Origin of the sequence: Pseudomonas fluorescens group sp. (assembly GCF_020093335.1) — a bacterium.
GTDB classification, from domain to species: domain Bacteria; phylum Pseudomonadota; class Gammaproteobacteria; order Pseudomonadales; family Pseudomonadaceae; genus Aquipseudomonas; species Aquipseudomonas petroselini.
In genome coordinates this window covers 63,770-79,820 of the sequence record NZ_JAIOKW010000010.1, presented here as the reverse complement: position 1 = coordinate 79,820, position 16,051 = coordinate 63,770, and the positions used below count along the sequence as shown (strand labels likewise).

16 protein-coding genes are annotated in these 16,051 nt (G+C 62.6%); 7 read left to right on the top strand and 9 right to left on the bottom strand.

The genetic code is table 11. From position 1 onward, the window contains the following. Window positions 1–5 precede the first annotated feature (5 nt). Together cysW and K7431_RS13615 are read left to right on the top strand one after the other, a co-directional pair. Window positions 6–878, top strand: coding sequence for a sulfate ABC transporter permease subunit CysW (gene cysW, locus K7431_RS13620; protein ID WP_012721626.1), 873 nt, complete (start codon window positions 6–8; stop codon window positions 876–878). 3 nt (window positions 879–881) lie between these two features. After that, entirely contained in the window at window positions 882–1,862 is a 981-nt protein-coding gene (locus K7431_RS13615) for a sulfate/molybdate ABC transporter ATP-binding protein (RefSeq protein WP_012721627.1), read from the top strand. A 66-nt stretch (window positions 1,863–1,928) separates the two neighbouring features. Here the strand turns inward: K7431_RS13615 and K7431_RS13610 are convergent, their stop codons facing one another. After that, window positions 1,929–2,456: an Mpo1 family 2-hydroxy fatty acid dioxygenase gene (locus K7431_RS13610; RefSeq protein ID WP_012721628.1), complete on the bottom strand. Its 528-nt coding sequence runs from the start codon at window positions 2,454–2,456 to the stop codon at window positions 1,929–1,931. Between the two features lie 83 nt (window positions 2,457–2,539). On the opposite strand from K7431_RS13610, the gene K7431_RS13605 reads away from it, so the two are divergent. After that, a complete protein-coding gene (locus K7431_RS13605) occupies window positions 2,540–3,226 on the top strand; it encodes a Crp/Fnr family transcriptional regulator (RefSeq protein WP_012721629.1) in 687 nt (228 codons plus the stop codon). Here K7431_RS13605 and uraH read toward each other — a convergent pair. After that, the gene (uraH, locus tag K7431_RS13600) at window positions 3,221–3,631 is read right to left on the bottom strand and encodes a hydroxyisourate hydrolase (protein ID WP_012721630.1); all 411 of its coding nucleotides are present in this window, start codon (window positions 3,629–3,631) and stop codon (window positions 3,221–3,223) included. The two genes, K7431_RS13605 and uraH, sit on opposite strands and share 6 nt — an antisense overlap. A 26-nt stretch (window positions 3,632–3,657) precedes the next feature. Further along, window positions 3,658–4,131, bottom strand: coding sequence for a GlcG/HbpS family heme-binding protein (locus tag K7431_RS13595; protein WP_012721631.1), 474 nt, complete (start codon window positions 4,129–4,131; stop codon window positions 3,658–3,660). A gap of 100 nt (window positions 4,132–4,231) precedes the next feature. Here K7431_RS13595 and K7431_RS13590 point away from each other — a divergent pair, with 100 nt between their 5' ends. Continuing rightward, window positions 4,232–4,597, top strand: coding sequence for a response regulator (locus K7431_RS13590; RefSeq protein WP_043204631.1), 366 nt, complete (start codon window positions 4,232–4,234; stop codon window positions 4,595–4,597). 127 nt (window positions 4,598–4,724) lie between these two features. Here the strand turns inward: K7431_RS13590 and K7431_RS13585 are convergent, their stop codons facing one another. After that, window positions 4,725–5,729: an AraC family transcriptional regulator gene (locus tag K7431_RS13585; protein ID WP_012721632.1), complete on the bottom strand. Its 1,005-nt coding sequence runs from the start codon at window positions 5,727–5,729 to the stop codon at window positions 4,725–4,727. A 101-nt stretch (window positions 5,730–5,830) separates the two neighbouring features. Between K7431_RS13585 and K7431_RS13580 the strand changes: the two genes are divergently transcribed. Next, window positions 5,831–6,910 (top strand): fatty acid desaturase, encoded by a 1,080-nt coding sequence (locus K7431_RS13580; RefSeq protein WP_012721633.1) that lies wholly within the window; start codon window positions 5,831–5,833, stop codon window positions 6,908–6,910. Here the strand turns inward: K7431_RS13580 and K7431_RS13575 are convergent. From K7431_RS13575 to K7431_RS13565, 3 genes are read right to left on the bottom strand one after another with little or no spacing between them, the layout of a single operon-like run. After that, complete coding sequence (locus K7431_RS13575; RefSeq protein WP_012721634.1) at window positions 6,882–8,492, bottom strand: arylsulfatase; 1,611 nt, start codon at window positions 8,490–8,492, stop codon at window positions 6,882–6,884. The genes K7431_RS13580 and K7431_RS13575 overlap by 29 nt on opposite strands. Window positions 8,493–8,508: 16 nt before the next feature. Then, entirely contained in the window at window positions 8,509–9,324 is an 816-nt protein-coding gene (locus K7431_RS13570; protein WP_012721635.1) for an ABC transporter ATP-binding protein, read from the bottom strand. Beyond that, window positions 9,321–10,913, bottom strand: a complete 1,593-nt coding sequence (locus K7431_RS13565) for an ABC transporter permease (protein ID WP_012721636.1) — start codon at window positions 10,911–10,913, stop codon at window positions 9,321–9,323. Before K7431_RS13565 ends, K7431_RS13570 begins: the two co-directional genes overlap by 4 nt. A 288-nt stretch (window positions 10,914–11,201) precedes the next feature. Here K7431_RS13565 and K7431_RS13560 point away from each other — a divergent pair, with 288 nt between their 5' ends. Next, window positions 11,202–12,203, top strand: a complete 1,002-nt coding sequence (locus K7431_RS13560; RefSeq protein ID WP_012721637.1) for an ABC transporter substrate-binding protein — start codon at window positions 11,202–11,204, stop codon at window positions 12,201–12,203. Between the two features lie 53 nt (window positions 12,204–12,256). On the opposite strand, the gene K7431_RS13555 is transcribed toward K7431_RS13560, so the two are convergent. Then, a complete protein-coding gene (locus K7431_RS13555) occupies window positions 12,257–13,177 on the bottom strand; it encodes a LysR family transcriptional regulator (protein WP_012721638.1) in 921 nt (306 codons plus the stop codon). A 179-nt stretch (window positions 13,178–13,356) separates the two neighbouring features. Here K7431_RS13555 and K7431_RS13550 point away from each other — a divergent pair, with 179 nt between their 5' ends. Then, complete coding sequence (locus tag K7431_RS13550; protein WP_012721639.1) at window positions 13,357–14,262, top strand: TauD/TfdA dioxygenase family protein; 906 nt, start codon at window positions 13,357–13,359, stop codon at window positions 14,260–14,262. A 100-nt stretch (window positions 14,263–14,362) separates the two neighbouring features. On the opposite strand, the gene K7431_RS13545 is transcribed toward K7431_RS13550, so the two are convergent. Beyond that, window positions 14,363–15,970, bottom strand: a complete 1,608-nt coding sequence (locus K7431_RS13545) for an alkaline phosphatase family protein (RefSeq protein WP_012721640.1) — start codon at window positions 15,968–15,970, stop codon at window positions 14,363–14,365. Window positions 15,971–16,051: the final 81 nt, after the last annotated feature.

Genomic DNA, 16,051 nt, shown 5'->3' with positions numbered 1-16,051 from the left:
GGAACATGTCCCAATCGTCTATTTCCGCCGCGTCCTCGGCCAACGCCGCCCGCCGTGGCAGTGCTGCGTCCCGACGCATCCTGATCGGCCTGGGCTGGCTGGTGTTCGCACTGTTCCTGCTGTTGCCGCTGTTGATCGTGGTGACCCAAGGCCTGAAAAACGGCCTCGGTGCGTTCTTCACCGCGATCCTCGAGCCGGACGCGCTGTCGGCGCTGAAACTCACGGTGATCGCCGTGGTGATTTCGGTGCCGCTCAACCTGGTGTTCGGCGTCAGCGCCGCGTGGTGCGTGAGCAAGTACTCGTTCCGTGGCAAGAGCATCCTGGTGACGCTGATCGACCTGCCGTTCTCGGTGTCGCCGGTCATCGCCGGTTTGGTCTACGTGCTGATGTTCGGAGCCCAGGGCTTCTTTGGCCCTTGGCTGCAGGAGCACGACATCCAGATCGTGTTCGCCTTGCCTGGCATCGTGCTGGCGACCATCTTCGTCACCGTGCCCTTCGTGGCCCGTGAACTGATCCCGCTGATGCAGGAGCAGGGCACCCAGGAAGAAGAGGCCGCGCGCCTGCTCGGTGCCAATGGCTGGCAGATGTTCTGGCATGTCACCGTGCCGAACATCAAATGGGGCCTCATCTACGGCGTGGTGCTGTGTACCGCACGGGCGATGGGTGAGTTCGGCGCGGTGTCGGTGGTGTCCGGCCACATTCGCGGCGTGACCAACACCCTGCCGCTGCACGTCGAGATTCTCTACAACGAATACAACCACGTTGCCGCGTTTGCGGTGGCGAGTCTGCTGCTGATCCTGGCGCTCTTCATCCTGCTGCTCAAGCAGTGGAGCGAGAACCGTATTAACCGCCTGCGCGCCGGTGCGGCTGAGGAATAAGTCATGTCGATCGAAGTCCGTAATGTCAGCAAGAACTTCAACGCCTTCAAGGCCCTGAACAGCATCAATCTGGACATCCAGAGTGGCGAGCTGGTGGCCTTGCTCGGCCCGTCCGGCTGCGGCAAGACCACCTTGCTGCGCATCATCGCCGGTTTGGAAACCCCGGATGACGGCAGCATCGTGTTCCACGGTGAAGACGTGTCCGGTCGCGATGTGCGTGATCGCAACGTCGGCTTCGTGTTCCAGCACTATGCCTTGTTCCGCCACATGACGGTGTTCGACAACGTGGCGTTCGGCCTGCGCATGAAACCGAAAAACCAGCGCCCGAATGAAAGCCAGATCGCCGTCAAAGTGCATGAGCTGCTGAACATGGTGCAACTGGACTGGCTGTCCGATCGCTACCCGGAGCAACTCTCCGGTGGCCAGCGCCAGCGTATCGCCCTGGCCCGTGCCCTGGCGGTGGAACCGAAAGTGTTGCTGCTGGACGAGCCCTTCGGTGCCCTCGATGCCAAGGTGCGTAAAGAACTGCGCCGCTGGCTGGCGCGCCTGCACGAAGACATTAACCTGACCTCGGTGTTCGTGACCCACGACCAGGAAGAGGCCATGGAAGTCGCCGACCGCATCGTGGTGATGAACAAGGGCGTGATCGAGCAGATCGGTTCACCGGGTGACGTCTACGAAAACCCGGCCAGCGATTTCGTCTATCACTTCCTGGGTGATTCGAACCGCCTGCACCTGGGTGAAGACCAGCACGTGCTGTTCCGTCCACACGAAGTGTCGCTGTCGCGTCATGAGCTGGAGGATCACCACGCCGCTGAAGTGCGGGATATTCGCCCGCTCGGCGCGACAACCCGTGTGACGTTGAAGGTGGAAGGCCAGAGCGAGCTGATCGAAGCTGAAGTGGTGAAGGACCACGACAGCCTGACCGGTTTGGCCCGTGGCGAGACCCTGTTCTTCAAGCCCAAGGTCTGGCAAAAAGCTTAAAAGCCCACCCAATATTCCATAGGGGAATGGGATCTGAATGTGGGAGGGGTCAAGCCCCCTCCCACATCAGACCTCGCTAGGCTTTAGATCACGACGAGTTACCGGCCCCGACCGCTCTTCAATCTGCTGCTTGAGCCCCTGGCGCAACCCCAGCAGAAACGCCAACTCCGCCACCACAAACAACGGCCCCACAATCAGTCCCGACACGTCATCCACAAACGCGGGCTTGCGGCCTTCGTAATAGTGGCCGACAAACTGGATCACCCAGCCCACCACAAACATCCCCACGCCGCTGCTGAGCCACACCAGCGTGCTTTGCGCCGCCAGCACATGCCCGGCCCACACCGACAGGCCCATCAGTACCGTCATAAGCACACCCAGAGCCAGCTCCAGGCGCAGGTAAAACCACGCCGACAACAGCGCGACAATCACGGCGGGAGAAATCCACAGGCTGCCCACGGCCCATTCGGGGCGCGACAGCAGCACCGCAACCGCCACCACAATCAACGGGATGCCGATAAAGTGGCTGGCGATATTGCGCGGGTCGCGATGGTAGGCGGCGTATTGACTGAGATGGTCGACGAGGCTTTTCATTGTTATTCCTCCTGTAGGATGTTTGATCATGCCCTGTCAGCCTGTGGCGAACTGTCAGTTGGGCGACAATCTTCGGAGTTCACATGGACGCAGACAAATGGCACGCCCGGTTGGGCTGTGGCCACTGGTTCCGTCATCTGCCTTCAGACTTGCAGCGTAGCTTGCTGGCAGCGGCCCGGCCACGCTCGCTGACAGCAGGACAGTTGCTGTTCAAGCGCGGTGATCCCCCGTGCGGTGTGTATGCCGTGCTGGAAGGTGGGGTGCGTATCAGTGCAGTGAATGCCCAGGGCAAGGAAGCGGTATTGAGCCTGGTTGAGACGCCTTACTGGTTCGGCGAAATCTGCCTGTTCGATGGCCTGCCGCGTACCCATGATGCCCTTGCCATGGGGCCATGCACATTACTGCAGGTGCCGCAGGCGGCAATGCTCGGCATCCTGGAGCGGCATCCGCCGTATTGGCGCGATGTAGCCCTGCTGATGAGCCACAAACTGCGCCTGTCATTGATCAATATCGAGCAGATGAGCCTGATGCCCGCGTTGGCGCGGCTGGCCCATCGGCTGCTGATGATCGCTGAAGGCTACGGGGAGATAGAACAGGCCCGCCGCGTGTTGCACTTGCCTCAGGAGGATCTTGCGGCAATGCTGGGCCTGTCGCGCCAGACCATTAACAGTCTGCTCAAGACGCTGGAGCAACAGGGCGTCATTGAGCTCAGTTACGGCGCGATTGAGATACTCGATTTCAATGGCCTGCGGCTGTCTGCGGGCCTATGAGCCGCGATACGTAGAGAACCCGTACGGGCTGAGTAGCAGCGGGATGTGGTAATGCTGGTCGGCCTGCTTGACTCGGAAAATGACCGGCACTTCTGGGAAAAAGGTCTCGCGGTTGGCCTTTTTGTAGTAGTCGCCCGTCTTGAACACCACACGGTACTCACCCGGCTTTATGCTGCGATTGGCGGGAAACAGTTCGCTGATACGTCCCTGCTGATTGGTGACGCCTTGGGACAGCGACTGCCATTGGTCGCCCACGTGCTCTTCCAGGGTGACGCTGACCCCGGCACTCGGCAGGCCATTTTCAAGGTTGAGCACATGCACGCTCAACGGATTGCCGTCGGCCAGTGCCAGGTTGCACAGTCCGCTCAGGCTTAGGGCGGCGAGGGTCATGTTTAGGGTTTTCATCGAGAAGTCCTTTTGACAGGGGAGATTCAAGGGGTGGTTTTTAAGCCCAGTTGCTCGGCGGCTTGCAGGGCACAGGCTTCGTCCTGTGGCGCGCCGCCGGCACCTGCGATGCCCAGCGCGCCGACCAGTTCCGCCTCGGCAAACAGCGGCACGCCGCCGCCGAGCAACAGCAACTCGGGCAAGCTGTTAAGGTTGGCCGCTTCGGGATTGTTGCGAGCGCGCTCGGCAAACACGCGGGTCGGGGTCTTTGTCGATAGCGCGGTGTATGCCTTGCGTTGGCTGGCGAGGCTGTTGTGCGGGCCGACGCTATCGGCTCGCAGGGCCACCAGCAGGTTGCCGCCGCGGTCCAGCACGGTCAGTGCGGCGGTGCAGTGCGTCAGGCTGGCATCGGCCAATTGGCGCGCAGTGCGCAAATCAAGGTCGGCATGACGCGGCAAGAGGGGCGTAGCCTGAGCGGCCGTGCAGGCGGCGAGGCTCAGGAACAAGGCAGTGCGATACATGGTGAAGGCTCCTTAAAACAGGCCATCACGTTAGCCAGCGGGCAGGGTCAGAAGCCGCACAATTTGATGACAATTTTGTAATCAAACTACGAGGTAACGCATGCAGGTGTTGTTAGTGGAAGATCAGCCCCAACTGGCGCAGCGCATGGCTCAAGGTCTGAGCGAGGCTGGCTTCACGGTAGAAGTCGCGGCGAATGGCATGGCGGCATTGCGCTTTGTTGAAAGTACCGAATACGACCTGGTGATCCTGGACGTTATGTTGCCGGGTCTGAATGCCTGGAAGCTGCAACAGGCCATTCGGCAGAAGGGGCAGACGCCGCTGCTGTTCCTGACCACGCCGGGCGGGATTGAAGATCGCCTGCGCGGGCTGGAATTGCATGAGGATGACTATTTGCTCAAGCCGTTTGAGGCCAAGGCGCTGGTGGCGCGGGTGAAGAAAGTGTTGCGGCGTGATCGCGGGCGCTGATTGATCAGGTATTTTTGCTACCTGAGCCATCGCCATCGCGGGCAAGCCCCCTCCCACAGGGGAATGCATTTCAAATGTGGGAGGGGGCTTGCCCGCGATGAGGCCATCACCATCACCCCAAACCTACCTACCGCAATCCATCCCGAAACTGCCCCGGCGTCATCCCCGTCCAACGCTTGAACGCGCGGTTGAAGCTGCTGGTATCGGCAAACCCGAGTAAATGACTGATCTCGGCCAATGAGCAGTTCGGGTCGCGCAGGTGCAGCAATGCCAGGTTCTCCCGGCATTCATTGAGCAACGTATCAAACCGGCAGCCCTCATCCGCCAAGTGCCGCTGCAAACTGCGCAGGCTCAGGTGCAAGGCCTGGGCGATGCGTTCGGCACTCGGCTCGCCATCCGGCAATTGCGCCTCGATGGCCGCGCGTACCTTGCGTTCCCAGGTCAACGGTTGCAGTTGGGCGAGGGTGCGCTTGAGCACGGTCTCATTATGTTCGGCCAGTTCCGGGTTGGCATCGTCCAGGTGGCTGTCGAAGTCATGGGCGGCGAATTCCAACGCGTCTTCCTCGGCACCAAAAAACACCGGTGCGCGAAATACCGTGTGCCAGGGGCTGGGGTCGGCAGGTTCAGGGCGCCGCAAGTGAACGGCCAAGGGGGCGTAGTCGCGGCCCAGGCGGTTACGGCAGGTGCGCACATAGATCGCCGCGAAGGCATCGATGGCTTCCAGCGCCGGTGCCGGGCTGCCTGGGGGCTGCAGCAGGCGAAAGCGATAACGCTCGCCTTCGCGACTGAGCTCCAGCGTCAGCGCATCGCTGACCACCTGGTGATACCGCACGATGCGCTCGAACACCTCGCGCAGGCTGCCGCTGGCCACCAACGCATAGCCTAATGCATGAAAGGTCGTGGGGCTGACAAACCGCGACACCCGCAAACCAATCGCCGGATCCCCGCTGGCCTGCACCGCCAGTTCCCACAAGCGCGTGGTGGCCGACAGCGGGTAGCGTGCATTGGGATCGTCCATCTGTTGTGGGTCGAGCCCGGCTTGCACGCACAACGCGGCGCTGTCGAGGCCCAGGGCGTCGAGCTGCTTGCGCAGGGCGCGGGTCCAGCTGGCGAGGGAAGTGGGTTCAGTCATGGCGATTGGCGCTTGCGGTCAACAGGTTGGCGTGTGGGGCTAGCGTCCTGCAGGAAGCTCTGGTGCAGGATGTAACCATCAATAAATAAGAGGATGGGAGCATGGACGGTACTTCTGCAAGTCCCCAGCAGATGAACGCGCAACAGCGTTCGGCGCATATCCGTGAAGTGGTGATGGCCGAGGGCGTGCGACTGCGCCGGCAGCACCCCTGGTTGCTGCATCAGGACGCGCTGGGCGCGGGCATCCTGGCGTTTGCGCTGGTCGGCATGGTGGGTTCGGCGGCGCTCTACATCACGGGGCACATGGCCTGGTGGGCCTGCCTGCTGCTCAATGCGTTCCTGGCGTCACTGACCCACGAGCTGGAACACGACCTGATCCACAGCATGTACTTTCGCAAACAGCGCGTGCCGCACAACCTGATGATGGGCCTGGTGTGGCTGGCGCGGCCGAGCACCATCAACCCGTGGGTGCGCCGGCACCTGCACCTCAACCATCACAAAGTCTCCGGTACCGAAACCGATATGGAAGAGCGCGCCATCACCAACGGCGAGCCGTGGGGTTTTGCGCGCTTGCTGATGGTCGGCGATAACGTCATGTCGGCGTTTATCCGCATCCTGAGGGCCAAAACCTGGAAGCACAAACGAGCGATCATCAAGCGCTCGCTGCTGGTGTACGCGCCGCTGGCGCTGCTTCATTGGGGCGCGTGGTACATCTTCCTCGGCTTCCATGCCGCCAATGGTATTGCGGGTCTGATGGACACGCCGATTGAATGGTCGGCCGCTACCGTGCAGATGATGCACGTGATCGATATCGCCGCCGTGGTGATCATCGGGCCCAACGTGCTGCGCACCTTTTGCCTGCACTTCGTCAGCTCCAACATGCACTACTACGGCGATGTGGAACTGGGCAACGTGATCCAGCAGACCCAAGTGTTGAACCCCTGGTGGATGTGGCCGTTGCAGGCGTTCTGCTTCAACTTCGGCAGCACCCACGGGATTCACCATTTTGTGGTGAAGGAGCCGTTCTACATCCGCCAGATGACGGCCAAGGTAGCGCATAAGGTCATGGCCGAGATGGGCGTGCGTTTCAATGATTTCGGCACGTTTGCGCGGGCCAATCGGCTTGAACCCATGGCGTCGCCCCAGGCCCGGCTCAATCCGGCTGAAACGGCGACGCGCTGAGCACCACGCCGGTTTCGTCGACGTACTGCTGCCAGTGGCCGATCAACCTGGCGAGCTTGTCCGGATGACTCAAGGCCAGGTCGTGGATTTCGCCGGGGTCCTGGCCCAGGTCATACAGCTGCCAGGTCGCCGGGCCCACGGGGCCGGGAATGTACACGGCTTTCCACTGGCCCTGGCGAATCGCGCGGCGGCCAAACAGTTCCCAGCCGGTTACGGTGTCGTCGTCGTGCACCTGGGCGGTCTCGCCGGAGAGGAAGCCCAGCCACGACTTGCCCCGCAGCGGCGCCACCGGCTTGCCACGCCATTGTTTGCCCGGATGACGCACGCCGGCCAGGTCGAGGATGGTCGGCGTGATGTCCATCACCGTGCCGAACCCATGGCTGATACGACCTTTGAGCGACAACTGCGGATAGTGCACCAGCGCCGGCACGCGAATCCCGCCCTCGGTGGTGAACGCCTTGAACAATCGCGACGGCGCCGTCGCCACCTGCGCCCATGACGGGCCATACCAGACGTAGGAGTTGGCGCGGCCGATATTGTCGAGGCTGTTGTCGTAATGCTGGTTGAGGTAGGTGAGCAACTGCGGCCCGAACTTGGGGAACGCCTCCAGCAGCGCACCTTCGGCGCCGTTGTCGGACATGAACACAATGAACGTATTGTCCAACTGCCCCTGCTGGCGCAGGTAATCCACCACTCGGCCGATGTTCCAGTCCATGCGCTCGACCATCGCCGCATACACCTCCATGGCCCGCGCCGACACCTGGCGCTGTTCGTCGCTCAAGGCGGCCCACTGGGTGTTCAGCTCGATCAACGGATGGGGCTCGACGTCGGCGTCGATCAGCCCCAATGCCTTGAGTTTTTCCAGGCGTTCCAGGCGCAGCACTTCGGGGCCGGCGTCGTAGCGGCCACGGTACTTTTCGACGATGTCCGCAGGCGCCTGCAACGGCCAGTGCGGGGCGGAAAACGGCAGGTAGGCGAAGAACGGCCGGGCCTGGTCGCGCTCCTTGAGGTAGTGCAGCAGCTTGTCGCCGAAGGCATCGGAGGAATAGAAGTCCTTGGGCAGTTGCTCCACGAACCGGTCGTCTTCGATGTACAGCGCCGGGGTGGATTTGAGCAGGCCCGGGGTGTGCTCGTCGTAGGTCGGCTCGAAGCCATAATGGTTGGCGGCGCCCGGCAACAACGAGAACGAACGCTCGAAACCGCGGGCGTGGGGCGCCAGTTCGGCGGTCAGGCCCAGGTGCCACTTGCCGCTCATCAATGTCTGGTAACCGGCCTCGCGCAGCAGCTCCGGCAGTGCCACCACCTTGTCATTCAAGTAGCCCTCGTAGCCGGGCTTGCCGATCAGCTCCGGGGTCAGTGCCTCGGCCATGGTGCCGATACCGGCAATATGGTGGTCGGTGCCGGTGAGCAGCATCGAGCGGGTAGGCGAGCACGTCGGGGCGGTGTGGAAGTCGGTCAGGCGCAGGCCGTTCAGGGCGAGTGCGTCCAGGTGCGGCGTGGAAATTTCCCCGCCAAACGCACCGAGGTCCGAGAAGCCCATGTCATCGGCCAGGATCACGAGAAAATTGGGACGTTGCGGCATCAAGGCACTCCTTTTTTCAGCAGGCAATAAAGGCCAATGGCAGATCGCGGATCTGTTCGCGCATCGGCGGCTGGTAGTGGCCATCGTTGGTCAATTCATGCAGCAGTTCTTCGCGCAGTTGATGGAATTCAAAACTGCTGCGCTGACGTGGATGTGGCAGGGCGACGTCCACCACCTGCTTGATCCGCCCCGGCCGAGGCTCCATCACCACCACGCGGTCGGCGAGGAAAATCGCTTCCTCCACATCGTGGGTCACCAATACCGTGGTGATTTTGGCGCGGGCGCGGATCGCCAGGAGTTCGTCCTGCATCTGCTGGCGAGTCAGGGCGTCGAGGGCGCCGAACGGTTCGTCCAGCAGCAGGATGCGCGGGCTGGCCACCAGGCCGCGGGCAATCGCCACCCGTTGCGCCATGCCGCCGGACAGCTGGTGCGGATAGGCGCGGGTGAAATCGGTGAGGCCGACCAGCTCGATAAAATCGCTGATGCGCCGATTGCGCTCAGCGTCGCTCAGTGGCTCGTTGACCAGGCCCAGGCCGATGTTTTCCGCCACGGTGAGCCAGGGGAACAGACGATGCTCCTGGAACACGATGCCGCGCTCGCCGCCAATGCCGCTCACGGCTTTACCGTCGACGCGGATCTCGCCGCGAAACTGCGTATCCAGCCCCACCAGCAAACGCAGCAGCGTGGATTTGCCGCAGCCGCTGGAGCCAACAATCGCGACGAATTCGCCTTCTGCAATCTCCAGGTTGAATTCGCGGATGGCTTCCAGCTCGAAGCCGTCGACGTCGAAGGTCTTGCCCACATGGTTGAAGCTGACGATAGGTGCGTTCATGCGTGTCTCCAGCGGGTGGCGCGGGTTTCGATGCGCTGGCCGATCAGGTTGAGGGCCGCGCCGGTAAGGCCGACCAGGAGCATGCCGCTCATGATCAGGTCCATGCGCAGCAGTTGTTGGGCGCCGATCATCAGGCTGCCGATACCGCCGTTGGACGGCATGAAATATTCCGCACCGATGGTGCCCAGCCAGGCGTAGATCAGGCTCAGGCGCAGGCCGGCGAAAATCCCGGCTGCGGCGCCTGGCAGTACCAGGCGTCGCAGCCGTTGGAACAGATTGAGGCGCAACACCTGCGCCGCTTCGTTGAGCTGTGGCGACAGATTCAGCACGCTGCGTTGAGTGGCGATAAACAACGGGAAGAAGGCGGCGAGGGCGATAAACACCCACTTGGCCAACTCACCCAGGCCAAACCAGGCAGTGAGCAATGGCACCCAGGCGAAAATCGCGATCTGGCGCAAGGCGCTCAGGGTCGGCCCGAGTACCCGCTCACTGCGCCGTGACAGTCCGAGCCACAGGCCCATGGCAAAGCCAACGCCGCCACCGAGCAGCAAGCCGCCCAGGCTTCGCCCCAGGCTGGTGCCCAGTGCACCGCTGAGGTTGCCATCCACGACCCCGGCGACGGTGGTGTGCAGCACCACCCAAGGGCTGACCAGAATGTTCGGGTCGACCCAGCCTTGTTGCGTCGCGACCTGCCACAGCGCCAGCAACAGCAGGGGCAGCACCCACGGTTGCAGGCGCTGCCAGCCTTGATAGCGCGGCCCGCGACGAATCTGCGCCGTGGCCGGATGGGGCCAGTGCACCCATTTGCGGTCCAGCCAGCCAATGCCACGGTCCATCACCACGCCGAATACGCCGATGACCACGATGCACACGAAGACGATATCGAGCATGAACAGCTGGCGCGCCCACACCATCAGGTAGCCGATGCCTTCGCTGGAGGCCAGCAACTCCACCGCCAGCAGCGAGGTCCAGCCGGCCGCCAGGGCCAGGCGCACGCCGGCCATAAAGGCGGGCAGCGCAGCAGGCAGGATCAGGCGCCGGATCAACAGGTGCGTGGGCAGGCGCAGCACGCGGGCGGCTTCACGCAACTGGGGCTGGGCGTCGCGCACGCCCACCAGGGTATGCAGGGTGACGGGCACCACGATCGCCTTCACCAGCACCACCAGTTTCAGGGTTTCGCCAATGCCGAAGAACACCATGAACAGTGGAATCCAGGCCAGGGTCGGTACCTGCGACAACGCGCTGAACGTCGGAAACACCAGGCGCTCGGCGCGCGCGCTGAAACCCAGCACCGCCCCCAGCAGCGCCCCGGCGCCAATGCCCGCCAGCAACCCCCAGGACAGGCGTTGCAGGCTGATCGCCAGGTGGCTCCACAGCTCGCCGCCGGCCAGTTCCACGGCGCTGCTCCACACCAGGGACGGTGGCGGCAGGATCTGCTCGCTCATCCAGTGATTGCGGCTGGCCAGCCACCACAGCGCAAACAGCGTCACCGGCAGCAACCATGGCAACAGCCGTTCACAGCGCAGCGGCCAACGTGGCGTGGCGCCGGGAGCCGCGAGCGGGAGGCTCAAAAGTGAGATTCGGGCCATGGAGGACCTCCGTTGTCGCCAGGGGCGTTATGTGATTTCGATCTTATAAAAACGTAATCAAGATGATTGAGGGATAAGAAAAACCATTTAAAGCCTCGCCCCGGCACGCATCCAATGCATTCGAAGAATATTTTCGATGCTATTCATGCATAGCCCTCTGGAGCCTGCGTTTCCCTTCGTATAGTCCTAAAAGCTATTAAATTGTGAATTTATAGTATTTAAAGTTTTGACCAGGTTGTGCCTACTTTCTGCTCCCCAGGCGACCCTCGCCCACAAGGAGCTGCGCTTATGAAACTGCCGTTCAAACGTCTGATCACCCTGGTGGCAGGCACCGCATTGGCGGGCCTGGTACAGGCTGCCGACCTCAAGGAAATCCGCATCGCCGTGCCCGACCTCAGCGCAGGCAGCCAGCACAGCGGCGGGGGCATAACGGACGTGCTGCGCGAGCAGCAGATCTTCGAAAAAGCCTTTGCCGACCAAGGCATCAAGATCCAGTGGAATTACTTCAAGGGCGCCGGCCCTGTGATCAACGAAGCCTTCGCCAACGGGCAGGTGGACCTGGCGTACCTGGGCGACCTGGCGGCGATCATCGGCCGCTCCAATGGCCTGGAGACGCGCCTGCTCAGTGCCACCGCGCGGGACATCAAGCAGTACCTCGGCGTGGTGCCGGGTTCTGGCATCAAGACCTTGCAGGACCTCAAGGGCAAGCGCGTCGCGGTGTTCCGTGGCACGGCCAGCCAGTTGTCGTTCGACAGTGCATTGGCCAGCCAGGGCTTGAGTGAGAAGGACCTCAAAGTCATCAGCCTGGACTACAACGCCGCCAATGCCGCGCTGGCCGCCAAGCAGATCGACGCCACCTGGGGCGGTTCGAACCTGACGGCATTGCAAGCCAAGGGGCTGGCTGAAATACCGCTGACCACCAAGGACCTCGGTGGCGCCGGCAGCGTCCAGGCGGTGCTGGTGGGCAGCAAACAGTTTGTCGACGAGCACCCCGACGCCGTCGCCAAGCTGCTCAAGGCCCAGCAGCAGGCGGTGCACTGGTTGACCGATGACAACAACAAGCAAGCCTACATTGCGCTGGTGTCCGGGCTGGCCAGTTACCCGCCGGTGATCCTCACCAATGACTTGAAAGACCAGACCCTCAGCGAGATTTTCCCGTCGACCCTGGACCCGGTGTTCCTGGCTAAATTGCAGGGTTCGGTGGACCTGGCCTCCAAGGAGAAGCTGATTCGCAAGCCGTTCCAGGTGAGTGACTGGGTGGCGCCGAACCTGGCGGCGGCGGGGCTTTGAGTCGGGTGGTGCCTGGGCTATCGCCATCGGGGGCTTGCCCCCGATGAGGCCCGTCAAACCGCCACGCTCACCTCCTGCCTGTCCACCTCCACCAGCGTCTCGATCATCGCCTTCGCCGCCGGCGACAACCGCGAACCAGTGCGGCTGACAATCCCGCAGCGGGCGCTCATGGTCTCCATGTTCTGCGGCAGGTTGCGCCAGTGCAGCAGCTTCAACGTGCCGTGGGCGATGTCTTCGGCGAACGCCTCCTCGGTGCCGACGCCGATGGCATTGGACTGCAGCACGATCTTCACCAGCGCCGGGAAATGTTCGGTCTGGATGCTCGGGGAAAAATCCATGCGCCCGCTCAGGTTCGCCAACAGTTTGCGAATGCCCTGTGAGATCAGCGGCGCCGCCAGCGGGTAGTCGAACATGTCGTTGGTCGACAGGCTGTCCTTGGCCAGCAACGGGTGGCCCGGTCGGCAAAAAAATACCCCGCGCTTGGGGGTCAGCGCGCGGGTCTGGAAATTCGGGTCGGCTTCGAATTGGCGGATGTCGGCGATAAAGAATTCGATCTCTTCACGGCTCAGGGCACGGCTGAGTTTTTCCCAGTTATCCACCTGGAAACTGGTGCGGATTTTCGGGTGGGCGCTGATAAAGCGCGCCACCGCATCCGGCACCAGTTTCACCGCCGGTGCCGGGCCGCAGCCGAAGCGCAGGTCGCCGGCGTCGAGCTTGGTCATGCGCGTCACTTCACTGCTCAGCAAGGCGGCGCCGTGCACCAGGGACAGGGCATGTTGCAGCACCACTTGGCCCTCCGGCGTGGGGCGCAGGTCCTTGTGGCCACGGTCGACCAGCACGCAGCCGAACTCCTGTTCCAGCCCCTGGATGCTGCGGCTGAACGCCGGTTGGGTGATGCCCATGGCGTCTGCCGCACGCACGAAACTGCGGTGTTCGTTGAGGGCGATGAAGTAGCGCAGTTGGCGAAGATCCATATGCTTTCCCTGCATCTTAAAAATAGGTCGAAGGCATTTGCGACCACGGGAGCAGAGGTTTTAAATGCAAGCTCTTATTCCGTCAATGAAGCATTCGTTCATTTGCTAGACCTAAATTGCATATGGATAGAGCGTTGTCGGAAAGCGTCCCCATCAGCAGGCACAAGAGGGTCATCACCATGAGCAACGCCGCATTAGCTGTTCAACCCGTCGCCCAGGCGCTGGATATTCACCCGGTCGCCGGCCGCATCGGCGCCGAGATCCGCGGTATCAGACTGTCCGGCGATCTGGATGCCGCCACGGTCGAAGCCATCCAGCAGGCGCTGGTGCAGTACAAGGTGGTCTTCTTCCGTGAGCAGACTCACCTCGATGACCAGAGCCAGGAAGCCTTTGCCCATCTGCTCGGCGAGCCGATTGCCCACCCGACGGTGCCGGTGCGCGACGGCACGCGCTTCCTCATGGAACTGGACGGCACCCGTGGCCAGCGCGCCAATTCCTGGCACACCGATGTGACCTTCGTCGATGCCTACCCGAAAGCCTCGGTGCTGCGTTCGGTACTGGCGCCCAAGTCCGGTGGCGACACGGTCTGGGCCAACACCTCAAGCGCCTACAACGACCTCAGCGTCGAACTGCGCGCCCTGGCGGATAACTTGTGGGCAGTGCACAGCAACGAATACGACTACGCCGCGCTCAAGCCGGATGTGTCGGCCGAGCGGCTTGAGGCATACCGCAAGGTGTTCACCTCGACGGTGTACGAAACCGAGCACCCGGTGGTGCGCGTGCATCCGGTCAGTGGCGAGAAAACCCTGCTGCTGGGGCACTTCGTCAAGCGCCTGAAAGGTTATTCCCAGGCGGACTCGACCCAGCTGTTCAACCTGCTGCAAAGCCACGTCACCCGCCTGGAAAACACCGTGCGCTGGCGCTGGAACACCGGCGACGTGGCGATCTGGGACAACCGCGCCACCCAGCATTACGCCGTCGACGACTACGGCACCCAGGAACGCATCGTGCGCCGGGTGACGCTCAAGGGCGATGTGCCGGTGGGCGTGCACGGGCAGCGCAGCCAGACCACCAAAGGTCTCTGATGTGGGAGGGGGCAAGCCCGCTCACCACAGAGGTACCCGTTTGCTGTGCGACAGCGCTACTTCGAAGAGGTAGTGGGGGCCCCCACGTTCGATGTGTGGTTTACCACACGCCGATCTGCACCACCTTCTCCGCTTCCGGCTCACCGTAACGAAACCGTTGGCCACGCAGATCGATCTCTGCGTGGCTGATGGTGGTGCGTCGCTTCAACCCGCGCAGCCATTCGAACAGATACCCCACGTGGGTTTCGCGCACTTCGGCATAGGCCGGGTCGTTGCCCAGGTCGTGCAGTTCCTGCGGGTCGTTTTCCAGGTCGAACAGCTGTGGGCGGAAGCCGTCGTACGCCAGGTATTTCCAGCGTTCGCTGCGCACCATGGTCATCCGGCAACGGTCGATGGGTTGCGCCAGGCGTTCGCGGGCCGGGGCCTGGAAGGCGTAGTCGTACTCGGCGATGGCGTAGCGGCGCCAGCGGGTTTCCTGGCCGTGCAACAGCGGGATCAGCGAGCGGCCTTCCAGGCGATGCTCGGCCGCTGGCAAACCCAGGGCGTCGAGGAAGGTCGGCAGCGCATCGATGGTTTCCACCAGACGCGCGTCCACCGTGCCACGGCGGGTATCGGCGGCGGCGCGTGGGTCGCGCACGATCAGCGGAATGCCCACCGCAGGTTCCAGCAGAAATTCTTTTTCGCCGAGGAAGTGATCGCCGAGGAAATCGCCGTGGTCGCTGGTGAACACGATCAGGGTGTCGTCCCAACGGCCATTGCCTTGCAGGAAATCGAACAGGCGCCCGAGTTGGTCGTCGACCTGTTTGATCAAGCCCATGTAGGTGGGAATCACCGTGAGCCGTACCTCGTCACGGGAAAAGTTAAGGCTCTCCTGGTGCTGGCGGAACGCCTGGTACACCGGGTGATCGCTGGTCTCCCCTGGCTGGATCGGTGCCTGGATATGCTCGGCGCCATACAGCGCGTGATACGGCGCCGGTGCGATGTAGGGCCAGTGTGGCTTGATATAGGACAGGTGCAGGCACCACGGTTGTTCGGCCTGTTCACGGATAAAGTCGATGGCGCGGTCGGTGGTGTAGACGGTTTCCGAATGTTCCTCGGCCACGCGCGCGGGGCGGCCCGCATTGCGCATGTGCCAACCGCTGAGGACTTCGCCGTTTTCACCGGCTGCCGCATTGGCCCATTCGTGCCACGGGTTGGCGCCGCTGTAGCCCTGCTCGCGCAGGTAATGGGTGTAGGGCGCGGACTCGCGTTTATCCTCGAACAGCGGGCTGTCGGGGTAGATGCCGTCGTGACGCAGGTACGCCTCGAAGCCGACCTCGTTCAACGGCTCGGCCTGCTTGCTGTCAGGGTCGATATTCAGGCGTTGCAAGGCGTCCACATTGGGCGTGGCGTGGGTCTTGCCGACCAGCGCCGTGCGGATGCCGTGGGGGCGCAGGTAGTCGCCGAGGGTCAGTTCTTCCAGGGGCAACGGCACCGCGTTCCACGCCACCTGGTGGCTGCTGACGTAGCGCCCGGTATAGGCCGACATGCGCGAGGGCCCGCAGATGGTGCCTTGGGTATAGGCGCGGTTGAAGCGCACACCGGCGGCGGCCAGGCGATCGATGTTCGGCGTGTGCAAGTGGGCGTGGCCGTAGCACGACAGGTAATCGCGGCGCAGTTGGTCGCACATGATGTACAGCACGTTGCGCACGGGTTGGGGGTGGGACATGGGGCTTCACCAGACGGAGGACAGGTGAGGTTTTTCGCCGTTCGAGTGGGGGGCTGGCAAGTGCATTTGGGGACTGGCTTT

Bases quoted from the DNA above. Each gene is read 5' to 3' on its own strand.
- cysW (WP_012721626.1), top strand. From the start codon at position 6: ATGTCCCAATCGTCTATTTCCGCCGCGTCCTCGGCCAACGCCGCCCGC.
- K7431_RS13615 (WP_012721627.1), top strand. From the start codon at position 882: ATGTCGATCGAAGTCCGTAATGTCAGCAAGAACTTCAACGCCTTCAAG.
- K7431_RS13610 (WP_012721628.1), bottom strand. From the start codon at position 2,456: ATGAAAAGCCTCGTCGACCATCTCAGTCAATACGCCGCCTACCATCGC.
- K7431_RS13605 (WP_012721629.1), top strand. From the start codon at position 2,540: ATGGACGCAGACAAATGGCACGCCCGGTTGGGCTGTGGCCACTGGTTC.
- uraH (WP_012721630.1), bottom strand. From the start codon at position 3,631: ATGAAAACCCTAAACATGACCCTCGCCGCCCTAAGCCTGAGCGGACTG.
- K7431_RS13595 (WP_012721631.1), bottom strand. From the start codon at position 4,131: ATGTATCGCACTGCCTTGTTCCTGAGCCTCGCCGCCTGCACGGCCGCT.
- K7431_RS13590 (WP_043204631.1), top strand. From the start codon at position 4,232: ATGCAGGTGTTGTTAGTGGAAGATCAGCCCCAACTGGCGCAGCGCATG.
- K7431_RS13585 (WP_012721632.1), bottom strand. From the start codon at position 5,729: ATGACTGAACCCACTTCCCTCGCCAGCTGGACCCGCGCCCTGCGCAAG.
- K7431_RS13580 (WP_012721633.1), top strand. From the start codon at position 5,831: ATGGACGGTACTTCTGCAAGTCCCCAGCAGATGAACGCGCAACAGCGT.
- K7431_RS13575 (WP_012721634.1), bottom strand. From the start codon at position 8,492: ATGCCGCAACGTCCCAATTTTCTCGTGATCCTGGCCGATGACATGGGC.
- K7431_RS13570 (WP_012721635.1), bottom strand. From the start codon at position 9,324: ATGAACGCACCTATCGTCAGCTTCAACCATGTGGGCAAGACCTTCGAC.
- K7431_RS13565 (WP_012721636.1), bottom strand. From the start codon at position 10,913: ATGGCCCGAATCTCACTTTTGAGCCTCCCGCTCGCGGCTCCCGGCGCC.
- K7431_RS13560 (WP_012721637.1), top strand. From the start codon at position 11,202: ATGAAACTGCCGTTCAAACGTCTGATCACCCTGGTGGCAGGCACCGCA.
- K7431_RS13555 (WP_012721638.1), bottom strand. From the start codon at position 13,177: ATGGATCTTCGCCAACTGCGCTACTTCATCGCCCTCAACGAACACCGC.
- K7431_RS13550 (WP_012721639.1), top strand. From the start codon at position 13,357: ATGAGCAACGCCGCATTAGCTGTTCAACCCGTCGCCCAGGCGCTGGAT.
- K7431_RS13545 (WP_012721640.1), bottom strand. From the start codon at position 15,970: ATGTCCCACCCCCAACCCGTGCGCAACGTGCTGTACATCATGTGCGAC.